Annotated in this window: 14 protein-coding genes; 8 read left to right on the top strand and 6 right to left on the bottom strand. The window is 45.8% G+C overall.

Annotated features, from left to right (window positions below):
• The first annotated feature begins 16 nt into the window (after positions 1–16).
• From H6F98_RS07385 to H6F98_RS07365, 5 genes are read left to right on the top strand one after another with little or no spacing between them, the layout of a single operon-like run.
• Positions 17–817 carry an alpha/beta fold hydrolase gene (locus H6F98_RS07385; RefSeq protein WP_192218019.1) on the top strand — a complete coding sequence of 267 codons (801 nt, stop codon included), beginning with the start codon at positions 17–19 and terminating at the stop codon, positions 815–817.
• Positions 802–4,143, top strand: a complete 3,342-nt coding sequence (locus H6F98_RS07380; protein WP_242058431.1) for a response regulator — start codon at positions 802–804, stop codon at positions 4,141–4,143. Before H6F98_RS07385 ends, H6F98_RS07380 begins: the two co-directional genes overlap by 16 nt.
• The gene (locus H6F98_RS07375; RefSeq protein ID WP_192218018.1) at positions 4,140–6,287 is read left to right on the top strand and encodes an ATP-binding protein; all 2,148 of its coding nucleotides are present in this window, start codon (positions 4,140–4,142) and stop codon (positions 6,285–6,287) included. The genes H6F98_RS07380 and H6F98_RS07375 overlap by 4 nt, the downstream gene beginning before the upstream one ends.
• Positions 6,284–6,766, top strand: coding sequence for a response regulator (locus H6F98_RS07370; protein ID WP_396810944.1), 483 nt, complete (start codon positions 6,284–6,286; stop codon positions 6,764–6,766). Before H6F98_RS07375 ends, H6F98_RS07370 begins: the two co-directional genes overlap by 4 nt.
• Complete coding sequence (locus tag H6F98_RS07365) at positions 6,747–8,681, top strand: hybrid sensor histidine kinase/response regulator (RefSeq protein ID WP_192218017.1); 1,935 nt, start codon at positions 6,747–6,749, stop codon at positions 8,679–8,681. The genes H6F98_RS07370 and H6F98_RS07365 overlap by 20 nt, the downstream gene beginning before the upstream one ends.
• A gap of 116 nt (positions 8,682–8,797) precedes the next feature.
• Here H6F98_RS07365 and H6F98_RS34405 read toward each other — a convergent pair whose 3' ends face one another.
• Positions 8,798–11,941: a PAS domain S-box protein gene (locus H6F98_RS34405; RefSeq protein WP_192218016.1), complete on the bottom strand. Its 3,144-nt coding sequence runs from the start codon at positions 11,939–11,941 to the stop codon at positions 8,798–8,800.
• Positions 11,942–12,103: 162 nt separating this feature from the next.
• Between H6F98_RS34405 and H6F98_RS07355 the strand changes: the two genes are divergently transcribed.
• The gene (locus H6F98_RS07355) at positions 12,104–12,601 is read left to right on the top strand and encodes a molybdenum cofactor biosynthesis protein MoaE (protein WP_192218044.1); all 498 of its coding nucleotides are present in this window, start codon (positions 12,104–12,106) and stop codon (positions 12,599–12,601) included.
• Between the two features lie 504 nt (positions 12,602–13,105).
• On the opposite strand, the gene H6F98_RS07350 is transcribed toward H6F98_RS07355, so the two are convergent.
• The 3 genes from H6F98_RS07350 to H6F98_RS07340 form a co-directional block, all read right to left on the bottom strand.
• Positions 13,106–13,402, bottom strand: a complete 297-nt coding sequence (locus H6F98_RS07350) for a DUF2103 domain-containing protein (RefSeq protein ID WP_192218015.1) — start codon at positions 13,400–13,402, stop codon at positions 13,106–13,108.
• A gap of 9 nt (positions 13,403–13,411) precedes the next feature.
• Positions 13,412–13,732 carry an ATP-dependent Clp protease adapter ClpS gene (gene clpS, locus H6F98_RS07345; RefSeq protein ID WP_396810964.1) on the bottom strand — a complete coding sequence of 107 codons (321 nt, stop codon included), beginning with the start codon at positions 13,730–13,732 and terminating at the stop codon, positions 13,412–13,414.
• Positions 13,733–13,878: 146 nt separating this feature from the next.
• The gene (locus tag H6F98_RS07340) at positions 13,879–14,658 is read right to left on the bottom strand and encodes a response regulator (RefSeq protein WP_192218013.1); all 780 of its coding nucleotides are present in this window, start codon (positions 14,656–14,658) and stop codon (positions 13,879–13,881) included.
• A 239-nt stretch (positions 14,659–14,897) separates the two neighbouring features.
• On the opposite strand from H6F98_RS07340, the gene H6F98_RS33085 reads away from it, so the two are divergent.
• Both H6F98_RS33085 and H6F98_RS07335 read left to right on the top strand, forming a co-directional pair.
• A complete protein-coding gene (locus H6F98_RS33085; protein ID WP_206759644.1) occupies positions 14,898–15,131 on the top strand; it encodes a hypothetical protein in 234 nt (77 codons plus the stop codon).
• An 83-nt stretch (positions 15,132–15,214) separates the two neighbouring features.
• Positions 15,215–15,466 (top strand): DUF6761 family protein, encoded by a 252-nt coding sequence (locus H6F98_RS07335; protein WP_192218012.1) that lies wholly within the window; start codon positions 15,215–15,217, stop codon positions 15,464–15,466.
• A 127-nt stretch (positions 15,467–15,593) separates the two neighbouring features.
• Here the strand turns inward: H6F98_RS07335 and H6F98_RS07330 are convergent, their stop codons facing one another.
• Entirely contained in the window at positions 15,594–15,941 is a 348-nt protein-coding gene (locus tag H6F98_RS07330; RefSeq protein WP_192218011.1) for an elongation factor Tu, read from the bottom strand.
• A gap of 127 nt (positions 15,942–16,068) precedes the next feature.
• Entirely contained in the window at positions 16,069–16,392 is a 324-nt protein-coding gene (gene grxD, locus H6F98_RS07325; RefSeq protein ID WP_192218010.1) for a Grx4 family monothiol glutaredoxin, read from the bottom strand.
• Positions 16,393–16,408: the final 16 nt, after the last annotated feature.

The following is a 16,408-nucleotide window of genomic DNA, read 5'->3' as shown; positions in this document are numbered from 1 at the left end:
TCAGGAATACCCACTTATGGGAAATAGTATTGTTCAGCGCAATAATGTTAAAGTCCTGGGGAACGGCAGCCAGACGATCATATTTGCTCACGGCTTTGGCTCAGATCAAACCGCTTGGCGACCTCAAGTCGCTAGCTTTTCCTCAGATTTCCGTATCGTACTCTTTGACCATGTGGGGGCGGGTAAGTCAGATTTTTCTGCCTATAGTCCACGCCGTTACAGCAGTCTCTACAGCTATGCTGAGGATTTGCTGGATTTGTGCGCTGAGTTAAAGCTAACCAAGACCATTCTTGTGGGTCACTCAGTTAGTGGAATGGTTAGCTTACTCGCTGCGTTAGTTGAGCCTGACTGCTTTAGTCAACTATTTTTTATCGATGCCTCTCCCCGTTACCTCAATGATGCAGGTTATTACGGAGGCTTTGAGCAATCTGACCTGGATGCGCTTTATGAATCCATGTCATCTAACTACTATGCTTGGGCAAGTGGCTTTGCTCCGATTGCGATGGCTACCCAGGATAGACCAGAATTGGCGAGGGAGTTTGCCAATACCCTTACCGCTATCCGTCCTGATATTGCACAAGCCGTTGCGAAGATGATTTTCCAATCCGATCACCGAGCTGAATTGCCACGACTGACTGTACCAACTGTGATTTTACAGGCAAGTGATGATATTGCTGTGCCACCTGAAGTCGGTCAATATATGGCAGATAAAATTCCCTCTAGTAAGCTCCTTAACATTGATGCTAAGGGACACCTTCCTCATATCAGCGCACCCGATGTTGTTACGAGTGCGATCGCTTCATGTCTTGTCGCTTAATGCTACAGCGCCTAGTTTCACGATGGCGACATCCTCCTGACCAGTTACCAACCTTTGGCAAAGGCTTACTAGGACTCACACTCTTTCTCAGTATTAGCCTAGGTGTGTTTGATGGCTGGGTACCAGAGCGGTTTGTTGCTCTAGCGCTATTGACAATCTGCACCCTGTTACCCCTATCAGTGGTGGTCGGAGCCTCATTAGCAGGACTTTGCCTGGTGCTAACGAGCCTACTACCTGGAAGTGAGGAAACGCTCGTGCGTCAGGCATTTCAACTGGGCAGTGTCACCGGGTTCGGACTCCTACTCGGCAGGTTCTTACGGGGAATTGAGTGGCGATTGGCTTCCCAAGAGGTGCTAGCAAAACTTACTGAAGCAGACATTGCCGATACGCCTTCTACACTAATCACACAAGCCCTTACCTTACTCCGTGAGTATGCCTGTGCTGATGCTGCGATCGCGTTACGCAGACTGGATGAGGTAACCGCTGAGGCATTGGTGTGTTTGCCTCCTAAAGCACTCCCCGATCAACTCACCACGCCGACCCTCTTTGAAGAAGCGATCGCACAAAATCGCTGCCTCTACCATACCAATTACCCCGCCACCCCTAACGCTTCCCATGTTTTACTAGCCCAAGGTACTAAATCCCTGGCGATTTTGCCACTGCAACCTCCCCTTGACCCGCTTCGTCAAGGAAAACAAGAGGGAGTACAGGGCGCAATCCTGCTAATCTGGCATCAGCCGACTGAAATCTCATCCTACCTACAACAATTTATCGAGTCGCTACTGGGTGAATTACGTACCCTGCTGCAATTTAGCGACACGACTCTACGTCTTGATAAACTCCAGGCACGCTTTGGGGCAATGTTAGAAACCATTCATCAAGGTGTCGTATTTGTTGATGAAAGTGGTGAACAAGGTTGGGTTAACCAAGCCGCAGCACTACAACTCGACTTAACCCCAGGTGCGATCGAGCCACACCTACTCGCCCAAGGCATGGCAATCTTACGCACTAGTGCAGATAACCAAGCCGAAATCGCCGCACAGGCAGCCCAGTTTTTTTCCCAGCCTCAGCCAGAAATTCGCAACTGGAACTGGATTTTCAGCCAACCTCAGCCGAAAGTCCTAAGTCTCTCTAGCACAGTGACTCGTGTGCGTGATGTACCCGGTCGTCTCTGGGTTATTGACGATATTACTGAACGCTACTTCGCTCAACAATCGCTGTTTGAGCGCACACAGGAAGTATCTCAGGCAAATCTTGAACTGGAAAAGGCAAAAGCCGCCGCTGAAGAGGCAACCCGCATCAAGAGTCAATTTCTCGCCAATATGAGCCATGAAATCCGCACGCCAATGAATGCAATTATTGGCATGACGGGTTTGTTGCTCAATACAGAACTAACGCCCCAGCAGTATGATTTCGTAGAAACAACTCAAAGTAGTAGCGATGCTTTACTGGCACTGATCAATGACATCCTTGACCTCTCCAAAATTGAATCCGGCAAGCTAGAACTCGAATCACAGACCTTTAACCTACGAACTTGTATTGAAGAATCCCTAGATTTACTGGCTTTCAAAGCCGCAGAAAAAGACATTGAACTGGCATACCTAATTCATCCCGAAACCCCAGCCACAATTGTGGGAGACGTGACCCGATTGCGCCAAATCTTAGTGAATTTGCTGAGTAATGCTGTCAAGTTCACAGAGAAAGGAGAAGTGGTTGTTTCGGTGGCATCTCGAAAACTAGGGAATGGGCAAGAGGACAAGGAGAATAATTGCAGCACAAATCCCGCTTCTGAACTCTCCACTCCTCAACTTGATTATGAAATTCAATTTGCTGTCAAGGATACAGGCTGCGGCATTCCCTCAGATCGACTAGATCGCCTATTCAAGTCTTTTAGCCAAGTTGATTCTTCGATTACTCGTCAATATGGAGGAACTGGACTCGGTTTAGCGATCGGTAAGCAACTAAGTGAGATGATGGGGGGTCGGATGTGGGTTGAAAGTGAAGTTGATCGTGGTTCCACGTTTTATTTCACTGTAGTCGCTCCCTGTGATGCCAATGCACCGATTATTAACCTTGACAATCGACCACCTCAGTTAGAAGGCAAGCGAGTGCTGATTGTGGATGACAACGCGACTAATCGTAAGATTTTAGCGCTACAAGCCCAGTCTTGGGGAATGCTGACGAAGCTTACACAATCAGGGTTTGAAGCCCTTGATTGTCTACAGCAAGGGGAAGTGTTTGATATGGCAATTCTGGATATGCAGATGCCCAAAATGGATGGTCTGACTCTTGCCGCAGAAATCCGCAAGCAGCCTGGTTACCAAAAATTGCCCTTAATTATGTTGACTTCTATTGGTAGACCAGACCCTAGTTATCATGTTGCGCCTGTCGATTTCGCTGCCTTCCTAACCAAGCCGATCAAACAATCGCATCTGTTCAATGTTGTCAGTCGGGTTTTCAGTGGACAGCCGATTCAAGTCAAGCCGTCCCGCTCGACTACAGTTCAGTCAATTCCTCAACTCGCATCCCAGTTCCCGTTGCGGATTCTTTTGGCAGAGGACAATCGGGTGAATCAGAAAGTGGCATTAAACCTCCTAAAACAACTGGGCTATCAAGCTGATTTGGCTACCAACGGACTAGAGGTGCTAGAAGCTCTACATCGCCAATCCTATGATCTGGTACTGATGGATGTGCAGATGCCAAAACTGGATGGTTTGGAAACAACTCGGCGCATTTGCCAGGAATTGCCGCAAGAAAAACGCCCTCGAATTATTGCAATGACGGCGAATGCCATGCAAGGCGATCGCGAGGAGTGCCTTGAGGCAGGTATGGATGACTACATCAGCAAACCAATCCGGATTGAAGTATTAAGCAAGACGCTGAGTAAGTGGCAGCCAGAGACAGGGGGTAGTGAAGAGGACAGGGGAGACATGGAGGAAAAATCCCCCTTGTCCTCTCCTTCTTCCGACTTCTCCATTGATACAAATGTACTGCAAGCATTCCGAGAAATGGTGGGTTCAGACGCTGACTCGGTTTTGGCTGAGATGATTGATTGCTACCTTGAAGATGCACCCAAACTTATGGACGCGATCGCATCCGCCATAGCTCAAGCTGATGCAATGCAGTTACGACAAGCTGCACATACCCTTAAATCCAGCAGTTTGACGCTTGGTGCAACAACGCTTGCCAATTTCTGTCGCAAGATAGAGGAAATGAGTCGGTCTGGAATTAGTGATTATGGAGAAGACAAGTTACAACAACTGGAAGCCGAGTTAGAAAGAGTCCTGGACGCTTTGCAAATAGTACGACAACAAGGTCAGCAATGAACATCACCGATGCTCAAAACGATAGCCCCCTCATCCTCGTGGTAGACGATGACAAGTTCATGCGGATTCAGCTTCGTCGAGCGATGGAACAAGCTGGATATCAAGTTGCCGAGGCGAGTGATGGAGAGGAAGCGATCGCATCATACCTGCGTTTATGCCCGGATGTGGTTTTGCTCGATGCTTTGATGCCAGTAATGGATGGCTTTACCTGCTGCCACCAGTTACAAGCCCTTTCCTGCCCTGGTTGGGATAGCAATGGTCAAGTGTCTCTAGATGAGGCTGGCTTAGCCTTACGCACACCTGTGTTAATGATTACAGCCCTGGAAGACCAAGAATCGGTCGATCAAGCGTTTAAGGCGGGTGCTACAGATTACATTACGAAACCGATCCACTGGGCAGTCCTGCGTCAACGTGTGCGTCGTCTTCTCCAAGCGAGTCAGTCAATGCGGGAACTCCGACAGCAGACAGAGCGGGCGCAATTGAGTGAGGAACGTCTGAGACTCGCCTTAGAAGCGGCAAAGATGGGCAGTTGGGATTGGGATGTCTCAAGTGGGAAAGTTACTTTCTCAGTGACCACGGAATCAAACTTTGGTCTTGCCCCAAGGTCTTTCGGCGGCACTCATCAAAGCTTCCTTCGCAGCGTTTACCCTGAAGATCGGGAATTGGTCATTGAAAGCCTGCGAGCGGCTTTGGACGAGGGAGCCAACTACGATTTAGAATACCGTGTTGTCTGGCCTGATGGTAGTGTTCATTGGGTAGCCAGTAAAGGTCAACTTTATCACAACAAAATCGGCAAAGCGGTACGCATGACTGGCATCAATATGGACATTACCGAGCGTAAGCTTGCCCAAGAAGAATTGCAGCGACAGAATTTGCGATCGCAGTTGTTTGCTGAAGTGACGCTAAAAATTCGCCAGTCTTTGCACATCCAGGAAATTCTCCAAACCACGGTTACTGAAGTCCAAAGGATTTTCCAGACTGATCGTGTTTTGATCTTTGAGCTTCGTGCTAATGGACTCGGCAAAATCGTCACAGAAGCCGTACATCCCAATTGGCCGTCGGTTTTAGGCAGAGATATTACTGAGGACTGTTTTGACACAGATTACTTACAGAGGTATAAACGAGGGCGAGTTTACACGATTGCGGATATAAAAACGGCAAAGGTACCCGCTTGCCTAATTGAATTTATGGGTCACTTTGATGTGAAAGCGAAGCTATCCGTACCGATTTTCTTGAAAGAAAAGCTCTGGGGTTTGCTGATTACTCATCAATGTGCCAATCCTCGGCAATGGTCAAGCTTTGAAACAGAACTCCTGGGACAGCTAGCCGATCAAATCGGTATCGCCTTAGCGCAATCGCAACTCTTAGAACAAGAAACCCGCTACTCGCAAGAACTCGCTCGTTCTAATGCGGAACTCCAACAGTTTGCTTCTGTTGCCTCACACGACTTGCAAGAACCCCTGCGTAAAATTCAAGCCTTTGGCAACCGACTCAAAGATAAATACGGTGAGACACTGGCTGATCAGGGACGTGACTACCTGGATCGGATGCAGAACGCCGCAGGACGAATGCAGGCTCTCATTGATGACTTACTGATACTGTCTCGAATTACGACAAAAGCCCAGCCTTTCATTCCAGTGAATCTTACCCAAGTGACGCAAGAAGTCTTATCTGATTTAGAAGTGCGTATCCAGCAGACAGGAGCGCATGTAGAAGTGGGTGAATTGCCAACAATTCATGCCGATACGCTACAAATGCGTCAATTACTCCAGAACCTGATCAGCAACGCGCTGAAATTTCACCGAGATGGAGAGCCACAAGTCGTCAAGATTTATAGCCGACAGCTTGTTACCCCAGAAGGAAATCAGCCGATAGAGGGTTCTCCAGTTCCCGAACTTTGTCAAATTATAGTAGAGGATAATGGTATTGGGTTTGACGAAAAGTATCTCGATCGCATCTTCAACGTTTTTCAACGTCTGCACGGTCGCAGCGAATACGAAGGTACAGGGATGGGTCTAGCAATCTGCCGTAAAATCGCAGAGCGTCATGGCGGCACTATTACAGCAAAAAGCACAGCAGGAGAGGGAGCAACCTTTATTGTCACACTACCTCTAAAGCAACGCACAGGAGAAAACATAGAGTGAAGGGCAACCCAACAGTTGTCACAATCTTGATGGCGGACGACGATGACGACGACTGTCTGTTAGCTCGTGAGGCGTTGGCTGAGAGCCGATTAGCTAATGAGCTGTACTTCGTTAAGGATGGCGAGGAGTTGATGGATTATCTGTATCGACGTGGAAAGTATGTTCGAGAGAGCGATTCTCCACGTCCAGGTCTAATCCTCTTGGATCTAAATATGCCGAAAAAAGACGGTCGTGAGGCACTGACGTTGATCAAGTCCGACCCGAATCTTCGGCAAATTCCTGTTGTGGTGCTAACAACCTCAAAAGCAGAAGAAGATATATATCGTAGCTATGACTTGGGCGCAAACTCGTTCATTACAAAGCCAGTGACCTTCGCATCGTTAGTCGATGTGATCAAGACGATTGGGAAATACTGGTTTGAAATTGTTGAATTGCCGATGGAACGGGTTGGAGAAAACCATGAACAACGACCCCGTTAAAGTCCTTTTAGTGGACGATGATGAAGATGACTATATCCTGACGCAGGGTTGGTTTACTGAAATTGAGGGCATACGATTTGAGGTGGACTGGGTCGCAAGTTATGATGCGGCATTAAAAGCGATCGCCAAAAATCAGCATGATGTCTATCTCTTCGACTACCGCCTAGGAGAACGCACTGGACTAGAACTCCTACAAGAAGCGGTGGCAAATGGCTGCAAAGCACCAGTCATCCTACTTACAGGTCAGGGTGACCACGAAGTAGACATTGAGGCAATGAATGCTGGTGCAGCAGATTACCTAGAAAAAGACAAACTCGGTGCACCCCTCTTGGAGCGTTCGATTCGTTATGCGATCGAGCGCAAACGCGCAGAACAGAAAATCAGCGAACAAGCGGCACTGCTGGATGTCGCAACAGACGCTATTCTGGTTAGAGATTTAGACAACCAAATCCTCTTTTGGAATAAAGGTGCTGAGCGCCTATACGGATGGAAGGCGCTTGAAGCTGTCGGGAAGAATGCCGTGGATCTATTGGATGGGGAACAGCAAGCTAAGCTAAAACAAGTCCAAAAAAGTCTTGTCCAGAACGGTGAGTGGCAAGGAGAGTTGCATCAACTTACCAAAGATGACAAGGAAGTCATCGTCGAGAGCCGTTGGACACTGGTACGCGATGAGGAGAGTCAACCCAAATCCATCCTTGTTGTCAACACTGATATTACACAGAAAAAACAACTCGAAGCTCAGTTTCTCCGCGCTCAGCGGATGGAGAGCATTGGTACACTGGCTAGCGGCATTGCCCACGACTTGAATAATGTACTGACTCCAATTCTGATGACGGCTCAACTGCTTGAGGCAGAACCTCAGGAGGAGCGATATCAGCGATTGCTTCCTGTACTAGTAGCAAATGCTAAACGCGGCGCGAATTTAGTGAAGCAAGTGCTGTCATTTGCCAAAGGATTAGAAGGCAAGTTTACAATCTTACAAGTCAAGCACTTAATATCAGAAATTAGGCAGATTATTAAGGAAACATTTCCAAAATCCATTGAAATTCGCACTGATATTCCCCAAACCCTTTGGACGGTTTCCGGAGATGCCACACAACTGCATCAGGTTCTCATGAACCTTTGTGTAAACGCTCGTGATGCGATGCCTGATGGTGGAAGGTTGAGCATCTGTGCGGAAAACCAATTGATTGATCGAAGCTATGCTCAGATGCATCTTGATGCTCAAGTCGGTTCTTACATTGTTGTTACTGTTACAGATACAGGAATCGGCATTCCGCCTGAAATCTTAGATCGCATTTTTGAGCCATTTTTTACAACTAAAGAACTGGGGAAAGGTACAGGGCTTGGTCTTTCAACAGTAATGGGTATTATTAAAAGCCACAACGGTTTTATTAATGTATCCAGCATTATCGGAAAAGGTACCGAATTTAAGGTGTACATACCTGCTATAGAGTCAACAGAAACAGAGGTATTGGAAGATACAGAATTACCGATAGGACATGAAGAATTAATTCTCGTTGTCGATGATGAAGTGGCGATTCGCGAAATTACTAAAACTTCACTAGAAGCTTACAACTACAAGGTGATGACGGCTTGTGATGGAATTGAGGCAGTCGCTCTATATGCTGAACATCGTGACGAAATTAGTGTTGTACTAACAGATATGATGATGCCATCTATGGATGGTCTAACAACTATCCGCACGTTGCGTAAGATTAACCCTCAAGTCAAGATTATTGCTATCAGTGGACTCGCCTCAAGTGATAAGCTTGCCGCTGTTATCGGTACAGGCGTTAAAACATTTTTGTCCAAACCTTTTACAACACAGGAATTACTGAAAACTCTTGACGGATTACTCCACTACAATCCAACACCGAGTACTAGCAATGAGCGACTACAAACACGACTCTGAGCTTTATAACAAAAGGCAGAGGGCTTTTATGCAGAAGAGATGCACATTGACTTGTCAAGCTTTTAGCATTTGGCAAGAGTCCTAATTGCCTGGGCGAGTGCTATAGATAATAGTTTCTAGACGTGAGAGTTGAGAACAGTATGTAGGCTTTTTAGCAAGTCTATTGTTGTATAGGGTTTTGATAAGAAAGTATTAACTTCAAGTATTGCTAGTTGTGTCAACTTATCAGTAGAGACTAATCCACTAACGGCAATAATTTTGACCTGTGGCTCCATTTTCCGTAAAGTACGAATAGTCGTTGAGCCATCCATTTCAGGCATCATTATGTCAATCAAGACAGCATTGATAGATTTTTTGTGCTGAGCGTATAAAGCGATCGCTTCTATGCCATCACTAGCTGTCAATACTCGATAATGATGGTTTTCTAATGCCGTTTTAGTAATCGTCCGAATTGATACTTCATCATCAACAACAAGAATAAGTTCTCCTTGTCCTGCGGGTGGTTCGAGTTCTTCAAACGACCGCGCTTCTGTCTCTTCTAAGGCTGGTAAGTAGATCTTAAATTCTGTACCTTGACCGATTTCACTATACACATTGATAAAACCCCCATGGCTTTTGATGATACCCATTACTGTGGAAAGCCCAAGCCCAGTGCCTTTTCCTATTTCTTTAGTTGTAAAAAATGGCTCAAAAATTCGATCCAATATTTCCTTAGGAATACCGATTCCTGTATCGGAAACAGTCACCACAACATAAGCACCAATTTTTGCCTCAATATTCATCCGCGCATAATCTTCATCAATAAGCAGATTTTCCGCAGAAATACTAAGCGTACCGCCATCAGGGAGGGCATCACGGGCGTTGACGCAAAGATTCATAAACACTTGATGTAGTTGGGTTGCATCACCAGAAACCGCCCATAAATCTTGTGACACATCAACATACATTTCAATTGATTTGGGAAATGTCTCTCTAGCAATTTGCCGAATTTCCGAGAGAATATGCCTGACTTGGACTATTGTGCGATCGCCATCCATCCCTCTTGCAAAGGAGACAACCTGCTTAACTAAATCTGCTCCTCGCCGAGCGCTCGTTTCTAGAATATCTAACCACTGCTGGGAACGCTCATCTGTTAGTTTTAGTTGCAACAGTTGAACCGCCATCAAAATTGGAGCAAGCACATTGTTTAAATCATGGGCAATACCACCTGCTAATGTACCAATACTCTCCATTCGTTGAGTACGGAGAAATTGTGCTTCCAGTTGTTTTTTTTCTGTTATATCGGTATTGACAACGAGAATTGATTTTGGTTGATTTTGGGCATCCCGTACTAAGGTCAGACAACTTTCAACAATAATATCTCTGTTATCTTTCGTAACTTTATGTAGCTCACCCTGCCACTCACCTCTCTCAAGCAGAGTCTTTTGAATTTCCTGTTGGGACTGGCTGTTCTGGTACAAGAGCCTCCAGGCATTTTTTCCCACAACCTCCTCTCTCTTCCAGCCATAAAGACGCTCAGCACCTTTATTCCAAAATAGAATTTTGTTGTCTAGACTGTGGACAAAAATCGCTTCAGTGGCAACATCGAGTAGTGCCGCTTGTTCATGGATTTTCTGCTCCGTTCGTTTGCGATCGCTAATATCTTTCATAAAGCAGTGATGACCGATAAATTGCTTTTGTCCGTCGTAAGCCGCAATCATCACCACTTGCTTATAAAAAACTGCACCTCCTTTGCGTATCCCTCTGGCTTCAGTGTCCACCTTGCCTGAGACCAACATCTGTTGGTAAGCTGCTGTCAGCTTATCCACGTCTTCAGGATGTACTGTTAACTGCCACTCCATCCCGATCATTTCTTCCGGCTCATAGCCGTGAGTATTGGCATAGGATTTGTTGACAGCGATGTAGCGCCCTTGGGCATCTAAACGAGAAATTCCCTCAACCGCATTTTCCAGTGCCGCTCCTAAATCACGAAGTTCTGCCTCTACGGATTTTCGCCTTGTGATATCTCGATCCATCCCTCGATAACCCCGGAATTTCCCTTCAGCATTGAAGAAAGGAATGCCGCTGGTTTCAAGAACAACTAAATGCCCATCTTTATGAATGTTGAGGTTTTCCAAACAGGAAAAGGGCAAGGCTTGAGCGGCAATGGGAGCAAAAATATCAGCGACACGACGAGCTTCTTCGGCAGGCATCCAATCAAAAGGAGTCTTGCCAATGACTTCTTCGGGTTCATAACCCAACACATCACGTACTTTGGGGCTGGCATAGGTATAGACGGCATTTTCATCCACTTCCCACACCCAATCACTACTCGTTTCAACTAAGTTGCGGAAGCGCTCTTCAGTCTGCCGTAGCGCCTCCTCAGCCAATTTGCGCTCAGTGATGTCACGAGTAAAGCAACGTGTATGGCTAAACTTGCCATCTTCCCACAGCACATTGGAGTTGATGAGTACATAGCGGCTTGAGCCATCCTTGCATAGCATCCGTGCTTCGTAGTTATGTAGTGTTTCGTTTGCTGCTAGCCTTTTGAGGATATCCTCAATTACTGCCTTGTCAGCGTAGAAGTTCGCCGCAGGATAACCAACATACTCTTCGTGAGTGTAACCAAGAAGATCGAGTTCAGATTGATTCGCCCACAGGATAATCCCGTTCGCATCCAGACAGTGTAAACCACTTGGGCCATTTTCAAAGACATCAAGGAGTTCTAACTCTCGATGGCGCAGCTTCCGTTCTAACCGCTCACTCTCTCGCGCTGTGTGTTCTAGATTTACTAAATTCTGTCTTAGTTCCAGTTGCCTAATGACTTGACGGACTAAGGTTTGTAGCCTTGCCGACTGCCCAGGAGTCAGTTCCCGTGGTACATAGTCAATAATACTAAGTGTTCCCACTGTATATCCTTGAGATGTAATCAGGGGTACACCTGCATAAAATCGAATGTAAGGGTCAGAAATAACTAAAGGATCAGCCGCAAACCGTTCATCAACAAGAGCATCTGGAACGATGAATACGTCAGCTTGTAGAGCAACATGGGCGCAAAAAGCAATTTCCTTAGCCGTCTGTGTAAGTGTTAAACCGTATTGTGAGTGAATCTGTTGCCGATTTTGGTCAAGCAGCGTGATCAAGGCGGTTGGCGCTTCACAAATTTGTGCGGCTAACAGCGTGAAATCATCCAACGCCTCTTTAGCACCAGGCTCAAGAATCTTATCCTGGTACGTCACCTCAAACCCATCCATTTCATTATTAGGCAGTACTGCTTTCATTATGCTGAAAAGTTTTTCCGTAGTTAATTGTTGCTAGTCTCATCGGAATGTGAAAAAGAGGCTTCTTCTTTAGTGTATTTCAGCACTAATTGAGGAAACACCAATGGCACTAGATCAAACACAATGGGTTTAGGCTTTTTAATTAACAACACAGAAGTTGCGATGAATTTAGGATTAATCAAGTCTCTTAGCGCTTCAGCTCAACAGTATGCTGGAGATAGTTTTGCGATTACCTTTGCGCCGTTATCCCTGACGGAAATTTATGCCCTCGCCGATGCTCCAGCGAATGGGGCTATCGTTGTCATGAGTGGCACAGTACGCAAGCAAACTGACGGTAAGCCAGTTGTTGCCCTGGAGTATCAGGCGTATGAACCGATGGCAGTACAGGTTTTTACTTCAATTGCTGCTGAGATTCGACAGAAATGGTCTGATGTGAATCGTGTGGTGATTCATCATCGTATTGGTCGCTTACAGGTTGGAGAAATTAGTGTCTTGCTAGCTGTTGGGTGTCCTCATCGTTCCGAAGCGTTTGAAGCTTGCAAGTATGCGATTGACACGTTAAAACATAATGCCCCAATTTGGAAAAAAGAACATTGGACTGATGGTTCGAGTAGCTGGGTGAGTATTGGTGCTTGTGAAGACACCGATTCTAAATGCTAAGTGTGTTGGTTGTTAGCCGTTAATTGTTGGTTATTGGTTATTAGGGAAATATTGGTTGCTGAAAAGTCAAAGGAGGAGTTGAGCAACATTTTTTATTACTAACGCCTAAAAACTAACAACTCACTATCAAGATTTATACAGTTTTATTGCACATTAACTTAGCAAGAAGACACCCATGAACAGGAGTACACAAACATTGCAATGAAAATACCTCTCCTCTACCACCGAATACCTAACACCTATTAAAACCCTGATTTTTGAATACTAAGTAGAAATTGTGAAAAACTTGTGAATAGGGGATTACGCACAAGTCCTAGGGAGTTGTACAAAGCTTTGTTCGCATTTTTTCTCTATTAGTTTTACCGATAGCTAGTGGCTATAGCGGTTTCCTGGAGAGATGAGGTGCAGCGGGAGGTATGCCAAATCTAGACAGAACAAGGGAAACAAAAAAGCTGATACGCGACAAGCTGACGGCTTTCTGCTATGAGTTTTTTTGAGAACTTCTTAGCGTTTTAGGGCTTTTGCGATCGCATTTTCTAGCTCTTCCTTATCCAAGACAGTCAGAATAAACACTTCTTGAAACGTCTTTCCAGCCCTGGCAATAATCTTATATCCGCCCCGAATCGGTACAGATACTTTCAATTCCAACCGAGGACAATGACTTCTAGCACGTCCAATCACGGCAGGAGTAATGGTTTGAATGCTACTACTGTTACCGAGGAGTCGTTCGAGTACGGGAATTAGCCCCGGAATGTGAGTTGAGTGATTCCAAACCAATCTACCGCCGTTGGGGTTGCTCATGATGTTTATTTAGGCAGCTTCTAGAGGCGCCATTGTTAATCCAGCACGACTAAGCTGCTGGTGATAAAGTTCCGCTTGCTCTTGAGGGCCAACCCAGACAGTCGCTTGACCTTCGTAGTGTACCTGATTGGTAAGTTCCCAAGCGCGATCGCTGGTCATGTTGGGAATATACTTCATCAAGCACTCGGCAACATGCGGGAACGTGTTGAAGTCATCGTTTAGCACAATTACCTTGTAGTTGGGATAGTGCTTGGGGGTAACTTGACTGGAGCGTTCAGGAGCTACGATTGGCGAAGCAGAAGTCGCGAAAAAAGCGGCTGTGAATACCATAGTCATAACGCAGTTACCAGAATACTTCACACAAACTTAAACAGTTTGCATCCCATTCTAGTTTACAGAAAGGTCGCAGTTCATCCCAGTTTTTTAAGGTGGGATGAATTACCCAGCTCATTTGAGGCGCTGCTAGTTCATTTGATTTACTGCTGAATTACTCTAGCTGCTACTGATGCAGCAGGATATCCAGCATTAATTCTTTGAGTCGCTAGTTCTCCTGATGGAATCTGATTTCCTTGAATTACGGCGGGGTTGAACCGATAGCCGACGTTGCGAACGGTTTGAATCAAGCTAGGTTGTCGGGGATCGGTTTCAATCTTTTTACGGAGGGAGAGGACGTGGGTGTCAATCGTGCGTGGGTTGTCAATGGCATCCGGCCAAGCGCGGCGTAGGAGTTCAGAACGACTTAGAGGCAGTCCTTCTGCTTGTGCCAGCACATAGAGCAAGCTAAATTCCTGAGGTGTTAGGTCAATAAACTCGTCTTTGAAGCGAACACGACGCTGCACGAGGTCAATTTTAAGGTCACCATATTCAAGAGAAATTGGCGCAGCGGTTGTGCGGACACGTCGAATTAGTGCCTCAATCCGCGCCATAAACTCTTGCATCCCAAACGGTTTAGTCAAGTAATCATCCGCACCAGCTTTGAGTCCGGCAACGATATCACTTTCTGTGTTGCGGGCAGACAACATTAAAATCAGCGATTGCCGCTGCTGCTGAAGCCAGCGACAAAACTCGACACCGTCACCATCAGGTAAATCAGAGTCAAGAACAACCAGTGTCGGTTGACGATGGTAGAACGTGTCTCTTGCCTGATGCAGTGTTGCTGATTGATGCACCCAGTAGCCTGATTGCTGTAAGTGCCAGCCCAATAGCGATCGCAAATGAGGATTACCCTCAACAATTTGAATAGAAACCAATCCCACGGCAGCTTACTTCCTTGACGCGGTGCGTCTCAGGTTATCAAAGCTAATGTCAAGATTTTGTAACAGCTGTTACTGAGGAAGCAAGCTCACTTCGAGGGAAGATATAAAGATAGCCAGTTCAACAGTTCCCCAGAACTGTTCTACTAGATAGTAAGAGGAAGGCTCCAACCGTATAGTGGCTCTAGGGGTACAATAAGCTTAACGAACATTAACGTATTCGACTGCTGCTGAGTAAGCTGATGTCTGAACCGCCGATTGCTCAAAAAAATACCCCCAACTGGGCGATGCCGTATAACCAAGCATCTCTACCTCAGCTGAGAGAAAGGCGATCCATGCGATCGCCTTTCTTGCCTATACACTTTAGTTTCCGAAAAATCAGTCCTATGACAATTTTGCCAACTAAGCGGGAAATATTCTTCTTACCCAAGCTAGGAGATTTCCCTGCTTACCTTGGGCACAATAACAATGAGTAGTATTTGTCATTGTAGGTGTGACTCATCCAATTGACAGCGTACAACTCAAAACTTAAAATTACCAACTCAAAACTCTTTAAACCATGCTTCAAGATACTGAAACCATACGCTACTACCAACAGCTTACTGATGCTTTAGTTTTTATGTGGAATAGAGGTTATCGCTTCGATGACCTGCGGTTGTATATTGATGGCTACCTAGCAGCCCTCCGGCACACAAATGCCCTTGAATCCTACCGCATCCACCGTTTAGAAGAGGAAGCTACCCGCTACCTACGAGACCCTTCTAATTTTGAAGTGATGCCTCTCCCAGAACCAGAAACTGACTACTATTAGCACTTGTAGTTACTGGTTATTAGTAAATAGGCAAAAACTAGGCAATTGGGTATAAACCAATTGCCTAGTGCTTTTTTAGGCTTAGTTAAAGTAGTGTATCAAGACGCAACTTTAATGCCGCTATCGCTTAGTAGGATTGACTTTCTACTCGTTTTCTAGCCGATTCTTCAAGTGCCAAAATTTCAAGAACTTTCCCTTTTGCGACAATACGAGCGCCTTCACGTAACAGAAACTCTGTACCAGGATAAAGCTTGCCGAGCTGACGATGGGGGCTTAGAAAGCACAAGTAGGCTTTAACCGTTTGACGAGGCGTTACCCATTCAACATCTTCATCTGTGAAGAAAACGACATCCCAGTCTTCAGGCTCGTCTTGATCACAGTAGCGAAATTGCGGACGCCAGCCGGAACAGGTCGGCATCCTCCGTCCTCCTAAATCAGTAGGAATAAATGCAATTTCAGCTTTAAGGTCATACATCTTGGTTGGTTGAGAAGATATGAAAAAAGCCCACACTTGCGGGCTTTTTTGAGTACAACTTGCTTTGACAGAATTACTGGCACAAGCTTTATTGGTTGAGTAGTGGACTGTGCTCAGCCGTTGTTTTTTAGGAAGCCAGAGCCACTTCAACTAGTTGCTGTAATTCACCGTTTTGATATAGCTCAATCATCACATCTGAGCCACCGACAAACTCCCCGTTAATGTACACCTGGGGAATTGTCGGCCAATTGGAGTATTCTTTGATTCCCTGACGCAGTTCCTGATCCGCCAGGATATCCACTGTTTCAAAAGGAATACCTAGAGTATTCAGAATCTGGACGACATTATTAGAAAAACCACATTGGGGCATCAGCTTTGTGCCCTTCATGAAAACCATAATTTTGTTCTGGTTTACTAAGCTGTCAATTCGCTCTTTCAGTTCTGGTGTCATCGTTTTAGTTAAATCC

This window comes from Microcoleus sp. FACHB-SPT15, from assembly GCF_014849525.1.
Taxonomy (GTDB): Bacteria; Cyanobacteriota; Cyanobacteriia; order Cyanobacteriales; family Coleofasciculaceae; genus Symplocastrum; species Symplocastrum torsivum.
Note: the sequence above shows the minus strand (reverse complement) of the source record. Positions and strands in the feature narration are given on the sequence as shown.

What these genes read in the sequence shown, in the direction of transcription:
- H6F98_RS34405 (WP_192218016.1), bottom strand. Translation starts at nt 11,941, where the DNA reads ATGAAAGCAGTACTGCCTAATAATGAAATGGATGGGTTTGAGGTGACG.
- H6F98_RS07365 (WP_192218017.1), top strand. Translation starts at nt 6,747, where the DNA reads ATGAACAACGACCCCGTTAAAGTCCTTTTAGTGGACGATGATGAAGAT.
- H6F98_RS07355 (WP_192218044.1), top strand. Translation starts at nt 12,104, where the DNA reads ATGAATTTAGGATTAATCAAGTCTCTTAGCGCTTCAGCTCAACAGTAT.
- H6F98_RS07335 (WP_192218012.1), top strand. Translation starts at nt 15,215, where the DNA reads ATGCTTCAAGATACTGAAACCATACGCTACTACCAACAGCTTACTGAT.
- grxD (WP_192218010.1), bottom strand. Translation starts at nt 16,392, where the DNA reads ATGACACCAGAACTGAAAGAGCGAATTGACAGCTTAGTAAACCAGAAC.
- H6F98_RS07385 (WP_192218019.1), top strand. Translation starts at nt 17, where the DNA reads ATGGGAAATAGTATTGTTCAGCGCAATAATGTTAAAGTCCTGGGGAAC.
- H6F98_RS07375 (WP_192218018.1), top strand. Translation starts at nt 4,140, where the DNA reads ATGAACATCACCGATGCTCAAAACGATAGCCCCCTCATCCTCGTGGTA.
- H6F98_RS07330 (WP_192218011.1), bottom strand. Translation starts at nt 15,941, where the DNA reads ATGTATGACCTTAAAGCTGAAATTGCATTTATTCCTACTGATTTAGGA.
- H6F98_RS33085 (WP_206759644.1), top strand. Translation starts at nt 14,898, where the DNA reads ATGTCTGAACCGCCGATTGCTCAAAAAAATACCCCCAACTGGGCGATG.
- H6F98_RS07350 (WP_192218015.1), bottom strand. Translation starts at nt 13,402, where the DNA reads ATGAGCAACCCCAACGGCGGTAGATTGGTTTGGAATCACTCAACTCAC.
- clpS (WP_396810964.1), bottom strand. Translation starts at nt 13,732, where the DNA reads ATGGTATTCACAGCCGCTTTTTTCGCGACTTCTGCTTCGCCAATCGTA.
- H6F98_RS07380 (WP_242058431.1), top strand. Translation starts at nt 802, where the DNA reads ATGTCTTGTCGCTTAATGCTACAGCGCCTAGTTTCACGATGGCGACAT.